Origin of the sequence: Streptacidiphilus alkalitolerans (assembly GCF_042511045.1) — a bacterium.
Lineage (GTDB): Bacteria > Actinomycetota > Actinomycetes > Streptomycetales > Streptomycetaceae > Streptacidiphilus > Streptacidiphilus alkalitolerans.
On the sequence record NZ_JBHEZX010000001.1, the window covers coordinates 668,549 to 686,039 of the forward strand.

Genomic DNA, 17,491 nt, shown 5'->3' on the forward strand with positions numbered 1-17,491 from the left:
AGGAGTGCTGTGCCTGCTCTGCCTGCCGACCCGGGGACGTACTACGAGGACCCGGCGCCCGGCGCCGGGGCCGTGGCTCCGCGCGCCGTCGCCCCGTCCACCGCCCCGGCGCTCCCGCTGGACGGCGACTGGCGCTTCCGGCTCTCGCCCACCGCGGCCGGCGGCGGCGACGGGTTCGAGCGCCCGGACTACGACGACTCCGGCTGGGGGCTGCTCCCGGTCCCCGGGCACTGGCAGCTGCACGGCCACGGCTCCCCCGCCTACACCAACGTCCGCTACCCCTTCCCGGTCGACCCGCCGCACGTCCCGGACGAGAACCCGACCGGGGAGTACCGGCGCGTCTTCGACCTCCCGCAGGACTGGCCCGACGGCCCGGACAGCGGCCGGACGCTGCTGCGCTTCGACGGGGTGGACTCCTGCTTCCGGGTCTGGCTGAACGGCACCCCGCTCGGCCACGCCACCGGCAGCCGGCTGGCGCACGAGTTCGAGGCGGGCGCGCTGCTGCTCCCCGGCCGCAACACCCTGGCGGTACGGGTGCACCAGTGGTCGGCCGGCAGCTACCTGGAGGACCAGGACATGTGGTGGCTGTCCGGCATCTTCCGCGGGGTCACCCTGCTGCACCGCCCGGAGCCGGCCCTGGACGACTTCTTCGTGCACGCCGGCTACGACCACACCACCGGCGCCGGCACCCTCGCGGTCGACACCGCGGGACCGGCCCGGCTCAGCGTCCCCGAGCTCGGACTGCACCAGGTGGACCCGGCCGGGCCGCACCTGCTGCCCGCCGTCGAGCCCTGGTCCGCCGAGCAGCCCCGGCTCTACGCGGCCACGCTCAGCGCCGGGGAGGAGACCCTTCAACTGCGGATCGGCTTCCGCAGCATCGCCATTGAGGACGGGGTGCTCCGGGTCAACGGCCGCCGGATCCTGTTCCGCGGGGTCAACCGGCACGAGTGGCACCCCGAGCAGGGCCGGGCCGTGGACCGGGCGACCATGCTGGCGGACGTGCTGCTGATGAAGCAGCACCACATCAACGCGGTGAGGACCAGTCACTATCCGCCGCACGCCGACTTCCTGGACCTCTGCGACGAGTACGGGCTCTGGGTGGTCGACGAGTGCGACCTGGAGACCCACGGCTTCGAGCCGGTCGGCTGGCGCCGCAACCCCGCCGACGACCCGCGATGGCTGGACGCCTGCCTGGACCGGATGCGGCGCACCGTCGAGCGCGACAAGAACCACCCGGCGGTGCTGCTCTGGTCGCTCGGCAACGAGTCGGGCCACGGGGCGAACCTGGAGGCCATGGCCGCCTGGTGCCACGACCGCGACCCGGAGCGCCCGGTGCACTACGAGGGCGACTGGGACAGCCGCTATGTCGACGTCTACTCCCGGATGTACGCCACGCACGCCGAGGTCGAGGCCATCGGCCGCCGCGCCGAGGACCCGGCCGGCACCCCCGAGGCGGACGCCCACCGCCGGACGCTGCCCTTCCTGCTCTGCGAGTACGCCCACGCCATGGGCAACGGCCCCGGCGGCCTGACCGAGTACCAGCAGCTGTTCGAGCGCTACGAGCGGCTGCAGGGCGGCTTCGTCTGGGAGTGGATCGACCACGGCATCCCCCGGCACGGCGCCGACGGAAGCCTGGACTACGCCTACGGCGGCGACTTCGGCGAGCCGCTGCACGACGGCAACTTCATCGCCGACGGCCTGCTGTTCCCGGACCGGACCCCCTCCCCCGGCCTGGTCGAGTACGCCGCGGTGATCGCACCGGTCCGGATCGGCGCCGCCGGCGACGGCCTGCGGATCAGCAACCTCTACGACGTCTCCGCGCTGGACCACCTGGAGTTCCGCTGGGTGCTGGAGCAGGAGGGCCTGCCGGTCGCCGAGGGCCGGTTCGACCTGCCGGCGGTCCCGGCCGGCACCTCGGTCGACCTGCCGCTGCCCGAGCTCCCGGCGACCGACGGCGAGAGCTGGCTGACGGTACGGGCGCTGCTCGCCGAGGAGCGGCCCTGGGCCCCGGCCGGGCACGAGGTCGGCCGGGGACAGCTGCCGATCACCCCCGCCGCCCCGCGCCGTGCGGTCGCCACCGCCGGCGGCGGCTCCTCGGAGGACCTGCCGGCCCGGATCCGCGCACTGTTCCTGGACGGCCCCCGACTGGACGTCTGGCGGGCCCCCACCGACAACGACCACGGCGGCGGCAACCGCTCGCTGGTCCACCGCTGGCGTGCGCTGGGACTGGACCGGATGCGCCACCGCACCGTGTCCCGCACGGTCGGACCCAGCAGCCTGCTGGTCCGCACCCGGGTCGCCCCCGCCGCCACCGACCTCGCGCTGCTCGCCGACTACCGCTGGAGCGAGGAGGCCGGCCGGCTGCGGCTCGACCTCAGGGTCGAGCCCGAGGGCGACTGGAGCGGGGTGCCGCTGCCCCGGCTCGGGCTGCGGCTGGCGCTCCCGGCCGCGGTCCAGCGGGTCGACTGGTTCGGGCTCGGCCCCGGCGAGTCCTACCCGGACAGCAGCCGCGCCGCCGGGGTAGGCCGCTTCGGCAGCACCGTGGACGCGCTGCAGACGCCCTATGTGATGCCGCAGGAGAACGGCAACCGCAGCGGCACCCGCTGGGCCGAGTTCACCGGCGCCGACGGCGCCGGGCTGCGGGTGGAAGGCGCGCCGTGGTTCGCCTTCACCGCCCGCCGCTGGACCGCCGAGGACCTCGACGCCGCCCGGCACACCTCGGAGCTGACGCCCGGGGACCGGGTGGTGCTGACCCTGGACCACGGCCAGCAGGGCCTGGGCACCGCCTCCTGCGGCCCCGGCGCCCTGCCGCAGCATCAACTCACCGCCGCCCCGGTCGAGTTCACCCTGCTCTTCAGCACCCCTCGGAACCGGGACGGCCGATGACCGGACTGACCGTCAGCGGCGACGGCTTCCTCCGGGACGGGCGGCCGCACCGGATCGTCTCCGCCGCGATCCACTACTTCCGGGTGCACCCCGGACTCTGGCGGGACCGGCTGCTCCGGCTCCGCGCCATGGGCGTCAACACGGTGGAGACCTACGTCGCCTGGAACGTCCATGAGCCCGCGCCCGGCCGGCACGACTTCGCCGGCGCCCAGGACGTCGCGGCCTTCCTGCGGACCGCCGCCGACCTCGGGCTCGACGTCATCGTCCGCCCCGGGCCCTACATCTGCGCGGAGTGGGAGTTCGGCGGCCTGCCGGGCTGGCTGCTGGCCGACCCGCTGCTGAAGCCGCGCCGCAGCGAGCCGCGCTACCTGGCCGCCGTGGACGCCTGGTTCGACGTGCTGCTGCCGGTACTGCTGCCGCTGCTGCACAGCAACGGCGGCCCGATCGTGGCGATGCAGGTAGAGAACGAGTACGGCAGCTACGGCAATGACACCGACTACCTGGCGTACCTGCGGGACGGGCTGCTCCGGCGCGGGGCGGACTGCCTGCTGTTCACCGCGGACGGCGCCGCCGACGGCTTCCAGCTCGGCGGACGGCTGCCCGGGGTGCTCAGCACCGGAACCTTCGGCTCCCGTCCGGACAGTTCGCTGGCCACGCTGCGGCGGCACCAGCCCAGCGGCCCGCTGGTGTGCATGGAGTACTGGCACGGCTGGTTCGACCACTGGGGCGAGCCGCACCACACCCGGGAGCCCAAGGAGGCCGCCCAGGTGCTCGACCGGCTGCTGGCCGAGGGCGCCTCGGTCAATGTCTACATGGGCCACGGCGGCACCAACTTCGGCTGGTGGAACGGCGCCAACCACGACCAGGGCCGCTACCAGCCCACGGTCACCAGCTACGACTACGACGCGCCGGTCGGCGAGGCCGGTGAACTCACCGAGAAGTTCCATCTGTTCCGCGAGGTGATCGAGCGTCACACCGGCCCGGTGCGGCACCCGTTGCCCGCCCCGCTGCCCCGGCTGGCGCCGCGGTCCGCGGTCCGCGGCGAACGGGCCGGCCTGCTGGAGTCCCTGGACGCGCTGTCCGTCCCGCGGCGGCGCACCGACCCCGAGCCGATGGAGGCGCTGGGCCAGTCGCTCGGCCTGATCCACTACCGCACCCGGCTGCGCGGTCCGCTGGAGTACGCGGAGCTGGCGATCGACGGCCTCGGCGACCGGGCCCAGGTCTTCCTGGACGGCGCCGAGCTGGGGGTGCTGCACCGGGACCGGCCGCTGCGGACCCTGGGCCTGACCGTCCCCGCCCGCGGCGCGGTGCTCGACGTCCTGGTGGAGAACCAGGGCCGGGTCAACTACGGTCCGCGGCTGACCGATCGCAAGGGCATCAGCGGCGGCGTCCGGCTGGACCACCAGTACCAGTTCGGCTGGGAGATCCGCCCGCTCCCGCTCGACGACCTCTCCGCCCTGGACTGGTCCGGCCGGGAGGACCCCGGCGCCGAGCCCGCCCCGGGTCCTGCCTTCCACCGGATCACCCTGGACCTGGACGCCCCGGCGGACGGCTTCCTGGCGCTGCCCGGCTGGACCAAGGGGGTGGTATGGCTCAACGGCTTCGCCCTCGGCCGCTACTGGGAGACCGGGCCGCAGCGCACCCTCTACGCCCCCGGCCCGCTCTGGCGGCCGGGGCGCAATGAGCTCGTCGTGCTCGAACTGCACCGTCCAGGACCGACCGTGGAACTGCGTGACCGCGCCGACCTCGGCCCGGCCCAGCCCGCCCCCATCCCGGAGTGGTGACAGCCCGTCAGGGCAGGTCCGGACTGCCGTAACTGTTGACGCTTCAGCGTCAAAACGGCTGTCCGGACTGATCAGTGGGGTAGCCTGAGGCACGCTGAGTGCTGTTCTCCGACGGAGCTGGAGCCCGGAATGTCACAGAAGCACTTATCAGACGAACTTACGGTATGGAAGCGCGTGGCCGAGTTGCTGCACGCGTGCACCGCACTGGCGGAGGAATGGGAGCAGTCCCCGTCCGAAACGGACACCGGGTCGGCGCAGCGGCTGCGGGCCCGGGTGGTCCGTCCGCTGACGGCGGCCCTGGCGGCGAACGCCGAGCAGCCGGAGGCAGACGCGTCCCCGTCCGCCTCGTCCGCGCTTTCGCCGGACGAACAGCTGTGGGAGCTGACCAAGTCCGCGACCGCGCTGTCCGCCCTCGCCGGGACCCCCGGCCGGGTGCTGGAGGCCGCCGCGGGCCTGCAGAGCCTGGCCCTGGCCGGCACCGGGGACGCGGCGGCCGACGCCGCCCGGCAGACCGAGCTCGCCGAACTGCTGACCGGGGTGCCCTCCGGGATCCGGGTCAGCAGCGACGGGCCCTACCTGGTGGTGGGCGCCGAGGAGCTGCACACCCATCTGGGCGAGGACGTCCCCACCCGGCCACTGGCCGCCCTGTGCCGCTGCGGCGAGTCGGCGGACAAGCCCTGGTGCGACGGGACCCACGCCACCAACGGCTTCAACGGCGCGAAGGACCCCAAGCGGGTCCCCGACCGCCGGGACAGCTACCAGGGCCAGCAGGTCACCGTGCTCGACAACCGCGGCATCTGCGCCCACTCGGGCTTCTGCACGGACCGGCTGAACACGGTGTTCCACGCCGGCAGCGAGCCCTTCGTCACGCCCAGCGGCGGACGCACCGACCAGATCGTCAGCGCGGTCAGGGACTGCCCCTCCGGCGCCCTGAGCTTCGCCGTCGACGGGCGCGAGGCCCGCGAGCAGGTCGACCAGGACACCCGGGAGCGGGTGATCACGGTCTCCAAGGACGGCCCCTACCGGATCACCGGCGCGATCCCGCTGCACGGCGACACCCTGGAGGAGGAGGTGGAGCGCGTGGCCGGGGCCTCGCGCGAGCACTACAGCCTCTGCCGCTGCGGGCACTCGCAGAACAAGCCCTTCTGCTCCGGCATGCACTGGTACGTCAACTTCAACGACCCCCAGCCCGAACCGGACACCGTCCCCAGCCTGTTCGCCTGGTGCGGCGGCTACCCGGCGCTGCTGCGGATGACCCGGCTGTTCTACGAGAAGTTCGTCCCCGAGGACCCGCTGCTGAGCCCGCTGTTCGCGCGGATGTCCCCGGACCACCCGGAACGGGTCGCGGCCTGGCTCAGCCAGGTCTTCGAGGGGCCGGAGTTCTACAGCAAGCGCTACGGCGACTACAACCGCATGATCTCGCAGCACCTCTCCAAGAACCTCACCGAGCAGCAGCGCGCTCGCTGGGTCGCGCTGATGGCCCAGTCCGCGCAGGACGCCGGGCTTCCGGCCGACGCCGAGTTCCGGGCCGCGTTCGTGGCGTACCTGGAGTGGGGCTCCCGGATCGCGGCCGAGAACTCCCAGCCCACAGCCATGCCGGTGCCCAACATGCCGATCCCGCACTGGTGGTGGGTGTGCCACGCCACGCCCGGCGCCCGGGTCTCGGCGCTGGCCGCCAACCAGGAGGCCGAGGAGCAGCCGGCCGCGGTCGCGCTGCCGGGCCCGGACGAGCCGGTCGGCTACAACGCCCACATCAAGGACCTGTTCCGGCCGAAGGACCGCAACTCGATGCGCTTCGCCTTCGACCTCTGGTCCTACCCGGACGCGTCCCAGTACGCCGACGCCATCCTGGAGCGGCTGGGCAACGGGACCATGCCGTGCGACGGGGCCTGGCCCGCCGAGCAGGTCGAGGTGTTCCGCCGCTGGGTCGAGGCCGGCACCCCCGAGTAGCAGCACGTCCGCCCAGCCGCACGTCCGCACGGCACCGCGCCCGACCAGAGAGAACCACCGCACCCATGGCTGTCCCCGAAGGCCCCTTCCCGCCCCGCTCCCGACCGGTCCACCGGTGGTGGAGCGGGGGGGCCGACCGCGGCGATCCCGGACGCCTCGAGGCCTTCTCGGACGGGGTGATGGCCATCGCCATCACCCTGCTCATCCTGGACGTCCATGTCACCCAGCACGACGGGCAGAGCCTGGCGCACGCGCTGCGCGAGGCTCTGCCCGAGATCCTGGCCTACGCGGTGAGTTTTCTGCAGATCGGCATCATCTGGGCGAACCACCATGCCCTGTTCCGTCTGATCCAACGCGTCGACCAGGTCCTGCTGCTGGCGAACCTGCTGCTGCTCGCCTGCGTGTCCTTCCTGCCGCTGCCGACCCAGCTCATCGCGGAGCACACGCACGGGAGCGACGCCAGGACCGCGGTGCTGCTCTACGGTGCGACCCTGGCCGGGTGCGCCTTCTCCTTCAACGTGATCTGGCACTACGCGAACCGGCAGGAGCTGATACTGCCCGGTCTCAGCCCCCTGTTCCACCGTGATCTGACCGTCAGGTACCGGGTCGGCCTGGCCAGTTACGCGGTCGCCGCGCTGCTGGCGCTGCTGCTGCCCTGGCTCTCGCTGGCACTGACCGTGGTGCTGGCGCTGGTGTTCCTGCTCGGTCCCTCACCCCGTCAGGCGTTTCAGGGGCCGACCACGTCGTCGTAGAGCCGGACCGCGGTCAGCCGGCCGTCGGGGCCGCGCTGGTAGACGCCGAGGCCGGCCTGCGGGACCAGCCGGTTGGCGCCCCAGTTGGTGCAGATGTACTCCACCGCGCAGTGCGTGCCGTCGTCGGTGACCGCGCAGATGTCCAGGCCGATGCCGCCCACGTAGCCGAAGAAGCCCTCGAAGAACGGGCCGATCTCCTCGGTGCCGTGGTGCAGGAAGAGCCCGCCGGAGGGCTCGCGGAAGGTGCCGCCCGGAGCGAAGGCGGTGACCAGTCCGGCCGCGTCGCCGGCCGCCAGCGACCTGAAGTACACCGCGACGCTGTCGTCCGGCAGCGCCGCCCCGGCCGGGAGGATCGCCGGACGGAGCCGGTTCACCCCGGACAGCGGCCAATGGCTGTAGTACAGGCGGACGGTGGCGCTCCCGCCGTGCGACTCGGCCAGGGCCACCACCGGCAGCAGCGTCCGCTCGCCGCCGCGCTCGGGGTGGTCGATCACGATCTCGGCCTCGACCACGCCCCGGTCGCCGACCGAGAAGGAGTCGATCAGCTCGACTTCGGCGTTGGTCTTCCTGAGCCAGGCCGCGCTGCTGCTCAGCAGCTCGACCACGGCGGCCCGGTCGGTGGTCCGGCCGTGTTCGGGCTCGTCCACCACGAGGTCGATCGGCCAGTCGGCGGCCGGATCGGGGAGGGCGCCCTTGCGCAGCGCCTGCAGAAACTCGGTGGTTGCATCATTCGACGCCGCTCCCCCGTGGGAGGCCAGTACCGCGTCGGCGAACTCTGGTATCCAAAACATGGAGACACGGTAGGGGCGGCCCCGCAGGACCGCCCGAGCGGCGGTCGCGACCGGCCCGAGTTAGTCACCTCGGACGCCCCGGTACCCCACTTCGATTGATTCGTCTACGGCGACAACCCGCCACAAGACCCGACGATACTGGAAAAATCGACCACTGTTGTGGGCACCTCAGGAAGTAGCCGAAGCATCCTTTGAACTGCCCCGAACGACAGGTAGGGTCAGAGATCAGCTACCGGGGGAGGATGGTTGTGCCGGAGAATCGATCTGCGCCCAGAATATCCCCGACTTCTTCCGACTTCGTGGAAGTCTTATCGGACTCCATCTTCAAGTCGCTGCCGAGGAGCGATCAGCGCAGGTGGGCGCAGGTCTACCTGCAGGGTTTAGTCGCCACTCCAGGCAAGAAGACGATACGCAACATCGCTGGGGAGTGGAAGAGTCCTGTTGAGCAGAGTCTCCAGCAGTTCATCAGCAAGTCACCTTGGGAATGGTCTCCCGTTCGCCAGGAACTGGCACGCTTCCTGGAGACGAACGTCCAACGGTCGCTGGCCTGGGTGATCCGCCCGCTGGTGATCGAGAAGGCGGGCAGCCACTCGGTCGGCGTGGCCCGCCAGTTCGTCGCCCAGCTCGGACGTGTCGCAAACTGTCAGCAAGCGGTGGGAATATGGCTCGTCTCGGAACGGGCAGGGTTTCCGGTGGAATGGAGTCTCATTCTCCCGCCGCCCTGGACCACCGAGAGCGGTCTGCGTCGCAGGGCCCGGATACCGGAGAGTGACGGTCCGCCCACACCGGTGCAGGCCGCTCTTCATTCGGTCTCGCAAATGGTGGGCAGCTGGCCGCTCGAAGTCCGCCCGGTCATCATGGACCTCAACGATGCGGAACCACTGGAAACCATTTCCGCGCTCATCGCCATGAACGTCCCTTTCATACTCAAAGTGAAGGGGTCGCTTCCGGTCGCCCTGGGCAGCGACGCCCGGCGGCATGTCGACCTGCGCAGCGTGACCGCGGACTACCTGATCAAACTGCTCCGGGCGCAGCGGCGCCCGGTCGAGTGGAACTGTCCGCTCAAGGGCGAGCGGCTGGTGGCTCCCCTGGTGGCCCAGGACGTGCTGATCCAGCCGGCCGGCGGCGACCCGGTCCAGTTGCAACTGCTCGGGGCCTGGCCACCGGGCGGGGGCGAACTGCCCACCGAGTTCTGGCTCAGCAACATGGTCAGGACCCCCTCGGCCCAGGTCTTCCGCCTGGCCAAACTCTCCGACCGGGTGACCCGGGACTTCGACGACTTCTGCGATCCGATCGGGATCAGGGACTTCAGCGGCCGTTCGTTCCGCGGCTGGCACCACCACGCGACCCTGGTCGCCGCGGCCCACGCGGTGGCGGTCCTGGTCAAATGGGCCGACAACGGCGCGGAGGCGGGCCTGGCCCCGCCGGTCGAACGGCCCTCGGTACAACCCGCAACCGGCTTCATGCACGCGCCGTCGGCCCGTCCACAGTGGCTCGCCTCCGGCTGACCCTCGGTCACCTCCCGTTCACCTCCCTTCATCCCGCACGTATCACCTGTGCCGAGCGAGAGCTCCGGAGGCTTCGCCATGCTCGATATCTCTTCCGAACTGGACCAGTGGTGCGCGCAGGAACGCGACTTCGCCCTGGCCACCGTGGTGCGGGTGAGCGGCAGCGCCCCGCGTGAGGCCGGCGCCGCGCTCGCGGTGGACTCGGCCGGGACCGCGATCGGCAGCGTCTCCGGCGGCTGCGTGGAGGGCTCCGTCTACGAGCAGTGCCAGCAGGCGCTGACGACCCGTCGGAGCAGCCTCGAACACTACGGCTACAGCGCCGACGACGCCTTCGCGGTCGGCCTCAGCTGCGGCGGGGAGCTGGACATCCTGGTGTCCCCGGTGGTGGCCGGTTCGGAGCTGCACAGCCTGCTCTGCGAGGCGCTGGCGCTGGTACGGGCCGGCGAGGCCGCGGCGCTGACCCGGGTGGTGGCCGGGCCCGCCGAGCTGGTCGGCCGGGCCATGCTGGTCAGACCCGACGGCAGCTACCGCGGCCGACTGGGCGAGCCCGGGCTCGACCGCACCGCGGCGGCCCAGTCGCTGGCCCTGATCCAGACCGGCGGCACCGGCATCGTGGAACTGGGGGCCGAGGGCAGCCACTGCGGCGAGCCGGTCACCCTGCTGGTCGAGACCAACACCAGACCGCCGCGCATGATCATCTTCGGGGCGGTGGACTTCGCCGCGGCCCTGTCCAGGATCGGCGGCTACCTCGGCTTCGACGTGACGGTCTGCGACGCCCGCCCGGTGTTCGCCACCCCCGCCCGGTTCCCCGAGGCGGACCGGGTGGTGGTGGACTGGCCGCACCGCTACCTGGCCGCCGAGGCCGAGGCGGGCCGCCTGGACGGCCGTACCGCGCTCTGCGTGCTGACCCACGACGCGAAGTTCGACATCCCGCTGCTGGAGCACGCGCTGCGGCTGCCGGTGGCCTACGTCGGCGCCATGGGCTCCCGGCGCACCCACGCCGAGCGGGAGGACCGGCTGCGCCGGGCCGGCCTGGACGAGTCCGAGATCGCCCGGCTGCGCTCCCCGATCGGGCTCGACCTGGGCTCGCGGACGCCCCAGGAGACGGCGCTGTCCATCGCCGCGGAGATCGTGGCCGACCGGTACCAGGCAACCGGGGTCCGGCTGGGCGATACCGGTCGGCCGATCCACCGCCCGCAGCGGCTGGCGCTGGGGCTGGGATCCGTCTGACGGGCGCTACTCGGTCTTGGAGAGGAAGTACGCCAGGGGAGGATCGGACGACTCACTGTCGCCGTCCTCCCCTTCCGCGTGCAGCGGGATGGGCAGCTGGTTGGCCGCGTAGTAGGCGGCGATCACCCCGTGCATCAGCAGCGTCAGCGGCGCTGAGACGAAGGCGAGCCCGACCGTGGCCGGGTAGGCCACACTGCCGATGCCGAAGCGGATCCTGGTGCCCCGCGCGCCGGCCCGGTCCACTCTGGCGTGGAACAGGTGGCCGACCTGGGTGACGTACCACCAGAAGGCGGTGAAGGACAGCGCGTAGACCACCATCCAGCCGCTGTAGAGGATCGCGGCGACCTGGGCCCCGCGTGGATCGGTGAGCTGTCCCGCCATCACCGAGGTGGTCCAGGGGATCGCCGAGACCACCATCAGGACCAGCAGGTTCAGGAACAGCAGTGGGCGGTTGACCCGCACCAGGTGGCTGAAGATGAAGTGGTGGTTGACCCACATCACCCCGATCACCATGAAGCTGACGACGTACGCGGCGTAGTGCGGCCACTCCCGGCCCAGGGCCCACCACAGGCTGTGGCCGCTGATGTCGCTCGGTGTGTCGATCCCCAGCACGAGCAGGGTGATGACGATGGCGAAGACCCCGTCGCTGAAGGCCTCCACCCTTCCGGTCTCATTTCGCATGCCTACCCCTAAAACTGTGCGGAGGGGCGGCGGACCGCCCCTCCGCACTCGGTTGCTTCGCGGGTCAGCTGCCGAAGCCCGCGGTCTGCCGCCAGATCTTGCCGTCGCGCACGACCAGCGTGCCGAAGGCGTGCTCGGGCTCACCGTTGAGGCTCATGATGGCCCGGTAGAAGATGGTGTCGTCGGTCTCGATGTACTCCTGCAGCTCCACCAGCTTCGGCTTGACGGTGAAGTAGCCGGTGAAGGTCTCCCGCACGGCGTCGATGCCGGTGGACACGCCTTCGTAGCGCAGCAGGACCGCGTCGTCGGTGTAGTTCTTGATCAGCGCTTCCAGGTCCAGCGCGTCGATCGCCTCCATCTGACGGCGAAAGACCGGGTGCAGCTTGGCGATGTCGTAGGTGGCCATGGTCAGGTCCCTCTCTTCCACTCTGGGGTCCGGGTCCACCGGGAGGCGGACCTCTATCCGGGTCTCCCCGGGTACCGAATGAGCCGAGATCGTGCCGTGATGGCGCTGCGTCACGATCTGATGGGCGAGGTGCAGTCCAAGACCACTGCCCTTGCCCACGTCCTTGGTTGTGTAGAAGGGCTCGAAGACGTGCCCGAGCACGTCCGCCGGGATGCCGCTGCCGGAGTCGACCACCTGCACCACCAGCGAGCCCTCCTCGCAGCGGACGCGCAGGGCCAGCGTGCCAAGGCCCCCCATCGCGTCCACCGCGTTGTCGATCAGGTTGGTCCACACCCGGTTCAGCTCGGTGGGGTAGCCGCTGAGCAGCGGCAGCTCCGGGCCGTAGTCGCGGACCACCCGGACCGGGCCGAGTTTGGTGCGGCTCAGGGTCAGCGCGTTCTCGATGCAGTCGATGACCGAGAAGGACTTGCGGGGGCCGCGCTCCCAGTTGGAGTAGTCCCGGGTCGCCGCGACCAGCGCGGAGACCCGCGATCCGGCCGCGGCCAGCTCGGCGGCCATGGAGTGGGTCTCCAGTACCGCCGCCAGGTGGTCCAGCGCGGCCGGCAGCACCGCCGGGCCCAGGGCCCCGGCGCGCTCGCGCAGCTCGTCGAGGCTCAGACCGCGTTCGGTCATCACCGTGGCCAGCAGTTCCGGATGGCCGGCCCCGGCCCCGGCCGCCCAGTCCGCCAGCGCGTCCTCGGCCTCGGCCGTGCCGATGGCGTCCGGCTGCGGCGGGTCCGGGCTGTCCGGGTCGTATCCGGCCCAGCCCTGGCCCACGAAGCTCCGGATCATCCCGGTGACCGCCCCGAACTCGGCCGTCGAGGCCGCCCCGCCCCAGCTCCAGGCGGTCTCCACCAGCAGCTCGACGATGCCGGTCAGCTCCCTGGCCACCCGGTCCACCACCGCGACCGGGTTGTTCAGCTCATGGGCCAGCGAGGCCGCGAGGATGTTCAGCGCGGCCGCCGAGGCCAGGCTGCCGACCTGCTCCTGGGTCGACGCCGCCCGCCAGGCCAGCGCGGGCAGCAGCTGCCGGGTCACGCTGTGGCAGCGGTTCAGCATCTCCAGGAAGGCGGCCTTGGGGTAGGCCAGCACCAGCACCGGTCCGTCGGCGGTGGCGTTGGCGGTGTAGGCGGAGTCGGTCAGCAGCGCCATCTCGCCGGTGACGCAGTGCGCCGTCGAGGGCTTGTGCGGCTCGGCCCTGGCCGCGTCCGGGTGGGCCGAATGGCGGGTCAGCTCCTGTTCCCGGCCTGCCAGTTCGGCACTGATCACCAGGTCGCCGTCCAGCAGCACGTAGAAGTGCGTGCCCGGCTGGCCGGCCCGGAACAGCGCCTCGCCCGGGGCCAGCCGCTGCTGCTCCCCCACCGAGGCCAGCCAGTGCAGCTGCTCCTCGGCCTCGCCCGCGAACAGCGGCACCGCCCGCAGGGTGTCCACGAGGGCCTGGCCGCTGCTCATCGGACGCCCCCCTGCCCGCGCGGACGGAGCCAGAGGCCCGCCAGCGGCGGCAGGGTCACCTGCGCCCGGGCCGGCAGTCCGGCGTACGGCAGCGGGACTGCGGCCACCGTGCCCAGGTTGCCGACGCCGCTGCCGCCGTAGCAGTCCGCGTCGGTGTTCAGCAGCTCGGACCAGGGCCCGGAGCGGGGCATCGCCAGGCTGAAGCCGCGGTGCACCACCGGGCTGAAGTTGAACACCCCGACCAGCGGCTCGCCCCGGTCGTCGAAGCGGATGCAGGAGTACACCTGCCGGTCGGCGTCGTCGGCGTCGATCCAGCGGAAGCCGCCGGGATCGGTGTCGCGCTGCCAGAGTTCGGGCTGCGCCCGGTAGGTGCCGTTGAGGTCGCTCACCAGCCGCTGCATCCCCCGGTGCCGGTGGCCCTCGGCCCCCTCCTGGTCCAGCAGCCACCAGTCCAGGCCGCGGTCGTGGTCCCACTCCGCGGTCTGGGCGAACTCCTGTCCCATGAACAGCAGTTGCTTGCCGGGGTGGAACCACATGAAGGAGAGGTAGGCCCGCAGGTTGGCGAACTGCTGCCAGCGGTCGCCGCGCATCTTGGTGAGCAGGCTGCCCTTGAGGTGCACCACCTCGTCGTGGCTGATCGGCAGCAGGTAGTTCTCGGCGTGGGCGTACATGGTGCTGAAGGTCATCCGGTGGTGGTGGTGCCGCCGGTTGACCGGGTCCTCGGCCAGGTAGGCGAGGGTGTCGTGCATCCAGCCCATGTTCCACTTGAGGCCGAAGCCGAGACCGCCGTGGTCCACCCGGCGGGTGACGCCGTCCCAGGCGGTGGACTCCTCGGCGATGGTGACCACGCCGGGACAGCGCCGGCCCAGCAGGGTGTTCAGCTCCTGCAGGAAGGAGACCGCCTCGCGGTTCTCCCGGCTGCCGTCGTCGTTGGGCAGCCACTCCCCGGACGGGCGGGAGTAGTCCAGGTAGAGCATCGCGGCGACGGCGTCCACCCGGAGCGCGTCGACGTGGAACTCCTCGGCCCAGTAGACCGCGTTGGAGAGCAGGAAGCTGCGGGCCTCGGGCCGGCCGTAGTCGAACTGGAGCGTGCCCCAGTCCCGTTGCTCGGCCCGGCGCGGGTCCGGGTGTTCGAACAGTGCGGTGCCGTCGAACTGGCCCAGCGCCCACTCGTTCTTGGGGAAGTGGGCCGGTACCCAGTCCATGATCACCGCGATCCCGGCCCGGTGCAGCGAGTCCACCAGGTGGCGGAAGTCGTCCGGATCGCCCCAGCGCGCCGAGGGCGCGAAGTAGGAGGTGACCTGGTAGCCCCAGGAGCCGCCGAACGGATGCTCCATCACCGGCAGGAACTCGACATGGGTGAACCCGAGCTGACGGACGTACTCCGGCAGCAGGTCCGCGAGTTGACGGTAGCTCAGACCCGCGCGCCAGGAGCCGAGATGGACCTCGTAGACGCTCATCGGGGAGTTGTGCGCGGTCCACCCGGACCGGGCGGCGATCCAGTCGCGGTCGCCCCACCCGTAGTGCGAGCGGTGCACCACCGAGGCGGTCTGCGGGGGCGCCTCGGTGGCCCTGGCCAGCGGGTCGGCCTTCTCCCTGACCGTCCCGTCGGCGCCCAGCACCTCGAACTTGTAGCGGGCCCGCTCGGTGGCCCCGGGCACGAACCGCACCCAGACCCCGCTGCTGCCGACCCGGCGCATCGGGTGGCCGCTGCCGTCCCAGCCGTTGAAGTCCCCGATCAGGCGCACCGCCTGGGCCTCCGGAGCGAGCACCGAGAAGACCACGCCGGGCTGGTCGCCGTCGACCACGTGCGCGCCGAGGACCTTCCACAGCTCCTCGTGCCTGCCCTCCGCCAGCAGGTACAGGTCCAGTTCGCCGAGCAGCCCCCATTCCGGACGGAGCACCGTGCTCACGCTCGGCTCCGGCGGGCGACCAGGACCTGCGCCACACTGCTGCGCGGGTCGAGTCGCACCTGGTTGACGTGGCCCCAGCGCTGGGTGCCGCCGCTCAGCGCGTCGTCCACCACGAAGCTCTCGCCCGGACGCAGGCCGAGCGCCGCCATGTCCAGCCGGACCCGCCCGTGCTGCGCCCGGTACGGGTCCAGGTTGAGCACCACCAGCACCAGGTCCTCACCGCCCGGCTCGCCCTCGGCCGGGGTCAGCCGCTTGGAGAAGCACAGCAGTTGGTCGTTGTCGGTGCGGTGGAAGCGCAGGTTGCGCAGCTGGCGCAGGGCCGGGTGGCGCCGCCGGATCCGGTTCAGCCGGGTGATCAGCGGGGTCAGGCTCTCGCCGCGGTCCTCCGCGCCGGCGTAGTCCCTGGGCCGGTACTCGTACTTCTCCGAGTGCCGGTACTCCTCGCTCCCGGGCCAGGCCGCGACCGACTCGCACAGCTCGAAGCCGGAGTAGACGCCCCAGGTGGGCCCGGCCGTGGCCGCCAGCACCGCCCTGATCTCGAAGGCGGCCCTGCCGCCGGTCTGCAGGTGCCCGGGCAGGATGTCCGGGGTGTTGACGAAGAGGTTGGGCCGCAGGTAGTCGGCGGACGGGCTGCCGTCCAGGCCGGCCAGCTCGGAGAGGTACTCGGTCAGCTCGACCTTGCCGGTGCGCCAGGTGAAGTAGCTGTACGACTGGTGGAAGCCGACCCTGGCCAGGCTCTGCAGCATCGCCGGGCGGGTGAAGGCCTCGGCCAGGAACACCACGCCCGGGTCCTCCGACCTGACCTCCTCGATCAGCCGCTCCCAGAACCGCAGCGGCTTGGTGTGCGGGTTGTCCACACGGAAGATCCGCACCCCCTGCGCCCGCCAGTGCCGCAGCACCCGCAGGCTCTCCTGGAGGATCCCCTCCGGGTCGGTGTCGAAGTCGATCGGGTAGATGTCCTGGTACTTCTTCGGCGGGTTCTCGGCGCAGGCGATGCTGCCGTCGAAGCGGTGCCGGAACCACTCCGGGTGCTCGGTCACCCACGGGTGGTCGGGGGAGCACTGCAGCGCGAAGTCCATGGCGACCTCGAGGCCGAGGCTCTCGGCCCTGGCCACGAAGTCGCGGAAGTCGGCGAGGGTGCCCAGGTCCGGGTGCACCGCGTCGTGGCCGCCGTCCTCCGAGCCGATGGCCCAGGGCGAGCCGGGGTCGCCGGGCTCGGCGTTCAGCGAGTTCTCCGGGCCCTTGCGGTGGCTGCTGCCGATCGGGTGGATCGGCGGCAGGTAGACCACGTCGAAGCCCATGCCGGCGATGGCGTCGAGCCGGGCCGCCGCCTGGCGCAGCGTGCCGGAGCGCTTCGGCCCCGGGCCGGTCACCACGGCCCCCTCGGAACGGGGGAAGAACTCGTACCAGGAGCCGTAGAGCGCACGGGTCCGGTCCACCCGCAGCGGGAGCAGCGGCCCGGTGGACGGGTGCTCGCGCAGCGGGTGGGCGGCGAGCGCCGCGCCCACCGCCGGGGCCAGCACCTCGGAGATCCGCTCGCCCCAGGAACGTCGGTCGTCCCGCAGCACGTCGGCCACCTTGGCCAGCACCGCGTGCGCCTCGGGGTCCTCCTTCAGCGCCTCGGCGGCGCGGTCCAGCAGGTCGGCGCCCTCCCACAGCGGCAGGTCGCCGTCCAGGCCCGCGGCCAGCCGGGCGTGCGCGGTGCGCAGCCAGCTGCCGACCGGGTCGACCCAGGCCTCCACCCGGTACTGCCACTCGCCCTCGAGGTCGGCCCGCACCTCGGCGCCGAAGCGGTCGGTGCCGCGCACCCGCTCGGTCATCCGGAAGCGCTGCTCGCGGACGGCCCGCAGGCCGTGCCCGGGGCCCGGGCCGACCAGCACGACCTCGGCGGCCAGCACGTCGTGGCCCTCCTTGAAGACGGTCGCGGAGACCTCGAAGCACTCACCGGGGACGGCCCTGGCAGGCCGCGCGCCACCCTCGACCTCGGGTCTGCAGTCAGTGATCACGATCCGGCCGAGCTGCGAACCGCCGGGCATTCCGGTCCTGGTGGCCGGGCTTGAGGTCCTGTTCGTTGTCACGGTCCGTCCCCGTCTCCTGCT

General features: G+C 72.0%; 11 protein-coding genes. 6 read left to right on the top strand and 5 right to left on the bottom strand.

What is annotated here, in order from left to right:
* Positions 1-9: 9 nt before the first annotated feature.
* The 4 genes from ACEZDG_RS03000 (at position 10) to ACEZDG_RS03015 (ending at position 7,372) form a co-directional block, all read left to right on the top strand.
* The gene (locus ACEZDG_RS03000) at positions 10-2,886 is read left to right on the top strand and encodes a glycoside hydrolase family 2 TIM barrel-domain containing protein (protein WP_380501895.1); all 2,877 of its coding nucleotides are present in this window, start codon (positions 10-12) and stop codon (positions 2,884-2,886) included.
* Positions 2,883-4,670 (top strand): glycoside hydrolase family 35 protein, encoded by a 1,788-nt coding sequence (locus tag ACEZDG_RS03005; RefSeq protein ID WP_380501897.1) that lies wholly within the window; start codon positions 2,883-2,885, stop codon positions 4,668-4,670. The genes ACEZDG_RS03000 and ACEZDG_RS03005 overlap by 4 nt, the downstream gene beginning before the upstream one ends.
* A gap of 174 nt (positions 4,671-4,844) precedes the next feature.
* The gene (locus ACEZDG_RS03010) at positions 4,845-6,620 is read left to right on the top strand and encodes a CDGSH iron-sulfur domain-containing protein (protein ID WP_380501899.1); all 1,776 of its coding nucleotides are present in this window, start codon (positions 4,845-4,847) and stop codon (positions 6,618-6,620) included.
* A 65-nt stretch (positions 6,621-6,685) separates the two neighbouring features.
* A complete protein-coding gene (locus ACEZDG_RS03015; protein ID WP_380501901.1) occupies positions 6,686-7,372 on the top strand; it encodes a TMEM175 family protein in 687 nt (228 codons plus the stop codon).
* Here the strand turns inward: ACEZDG_RS03015 and ACEZDG_RS03020 are convergent.
* Positions 7,348-8,163, bottom strand: a complete 816-nt coding sequence (locus ACEZDG_RS03020) for a nuclear transport factor 2 family protein (RefSeq protein WP_380501903.1) — start codon at positions 8,161-8,163, stop codon at positions 7,348-7,350. The genes ACEZDG_RS03015 and ACEZDG_RS03020 overlap by 25 nt on opposite strands.
* Positions 8,164-8,438: 275 nt before the next feature.
* Here ACEZDG_RS03020 and ACEZDG_RS03025 point away from each other — a divergent pair, with 275 nt between their 5' ends.
* Positions 8,439-9,671, top strand: a complete 1,233-nt coding sequence (locus ACEZDG_RS03025; protein ID WP_449341727.1) for an IS701 family transposase — start codon at positions 8,439-8,441, stop codon at positions 9,669-9,671.
* A 78-nt stretch (positions 9,672-9,749) separates the two neighbouring features.
* A complete protein-coding gene (locus ACEZDG_RS03030) occupies positions 9,750-10,901 on the top strand; it encodes an XdhC family protein (protein WP_380501907.1) in 1,152 nt (383 codons plus the stop codon).
* A gap of 6 nt (positions 10,902-10,907) precedes the next feature.
* On the opposite strand, the gene ACEZDG_RS03035 is transcribed toward ACEZDG_RS03030, so the two are convergent.
* From ACEZDG_RS03035 to ACEZDG_RS03050, 4 genes are all read right to left on the bottom strand, one after another.
* Positions 10,908-11,582 carry a TMEM175 family protein gene (locus ACEZDG_RS03035; RefSeq protein ID WP_380501909.1) on the bottom strand — a complete coding sequence of 225 codons (675 nt, stop codon included), beginning with the start codon at positions 11,580-11,582 and terminating at the stop codon, positions 10,908-10,910.
* Between the two features lie 64 nt (positions 11,583-11,646).
* Positions 11,647-13,479 (bottom strand): ATP-binding protein, encoded by a 1,833-nt coding sequence (locus ACEZDG_RS03040; RefSeq protein WP_380501911.1) that lies wholly within the window; start codon positions 13,477-13,479, stop codon positions 11,647-11,649.
* Positions 13,476-15,392, bottom strand: a complete 1,917-nt coding sequence (gene glgB / locus ACEZDG_RS03045; RefSeq protein ID WP_380501912.1) for a 1,4-alpha-glucan branching protein GlgB — start codon at positions 15,390-15,392, stop codon at positions 13,476-13,478. Before glgB ends, ACEZDG_RS03040 begins: the two co-directional genes overlap by 4 nt.
* Positions 15,389-17,428: an alpha-1,4-glucan--maltose-1-phosphate maltosyltransferase gene (locus ACEZDG_RS03050; protein ID WP_380502237.1), complete on the bottom strand. Its 2,040-nt coding sequence runs from the start codon at positions 17,426-17,428 to the stop codon at positions 15,389-15,391. Before ACEZDG_RS03050 ends, glgB begins: the two co-directional genes overlap by 4 nt.
* Positions 17,429-17,491 lie beyond the last annotated feature (63 nt).

Bases quoted from the DNA above. Each gene is read 5' to 3' on its own strand.
- ACEZDG_RS03005 (WP_380501897.1), top strand. From the start codon at position 2,883: ATGACCGGACTGACCGTCAGCGGCGACGGCTTCCTCCGGGACGGGCGG.
- ACEZDG_RS03015 (WP_380501901.1), top strand. From the start codon at position 6,686: ATGGCTGTCCCCGAAGGCCCCTTCCCGCCCCGCTCCCGACCGGTCCAC.
- ACEZDG_RS03020 (WP_380501903.1), bottom strand. From the start codon at position 8,163: ATGTTTTGGATACCAGAGTTCGCCGACGCGGTACTGGCCTCCCACGGG.
- ACEZDG_RS03030 (WP_380501907.1), top strand. From the start codon at position 9,750: ATGCTCGATATCTCTTCCGAACTGGACCAGTGGTGCGCGCAGGAACGC.
- ACEZDG_RS03035 (WP_380501909.1), bottom strand. From the start codon at position 11,582: ATGCGAAATGAGACCGGAAGGGTGGAGGCCTTCAGCGACGGGGTCTTC.
- ACEZDG_RS03040 (WP_380501911.1), bottom strand. From the start codon at position 13,479: ATGAGCAGCGGCCAGGCCCTCGTGGACACCCTGCGGGCGGTGCCGCTG.
- ACEZDG_RS03050 (WP_380502237.1), bottom strand. From the start codon at position 17,428: ATGCCCGGCGGTTCGCAGCTCGGCCGGATCGTGATCACTGACTGCAGA.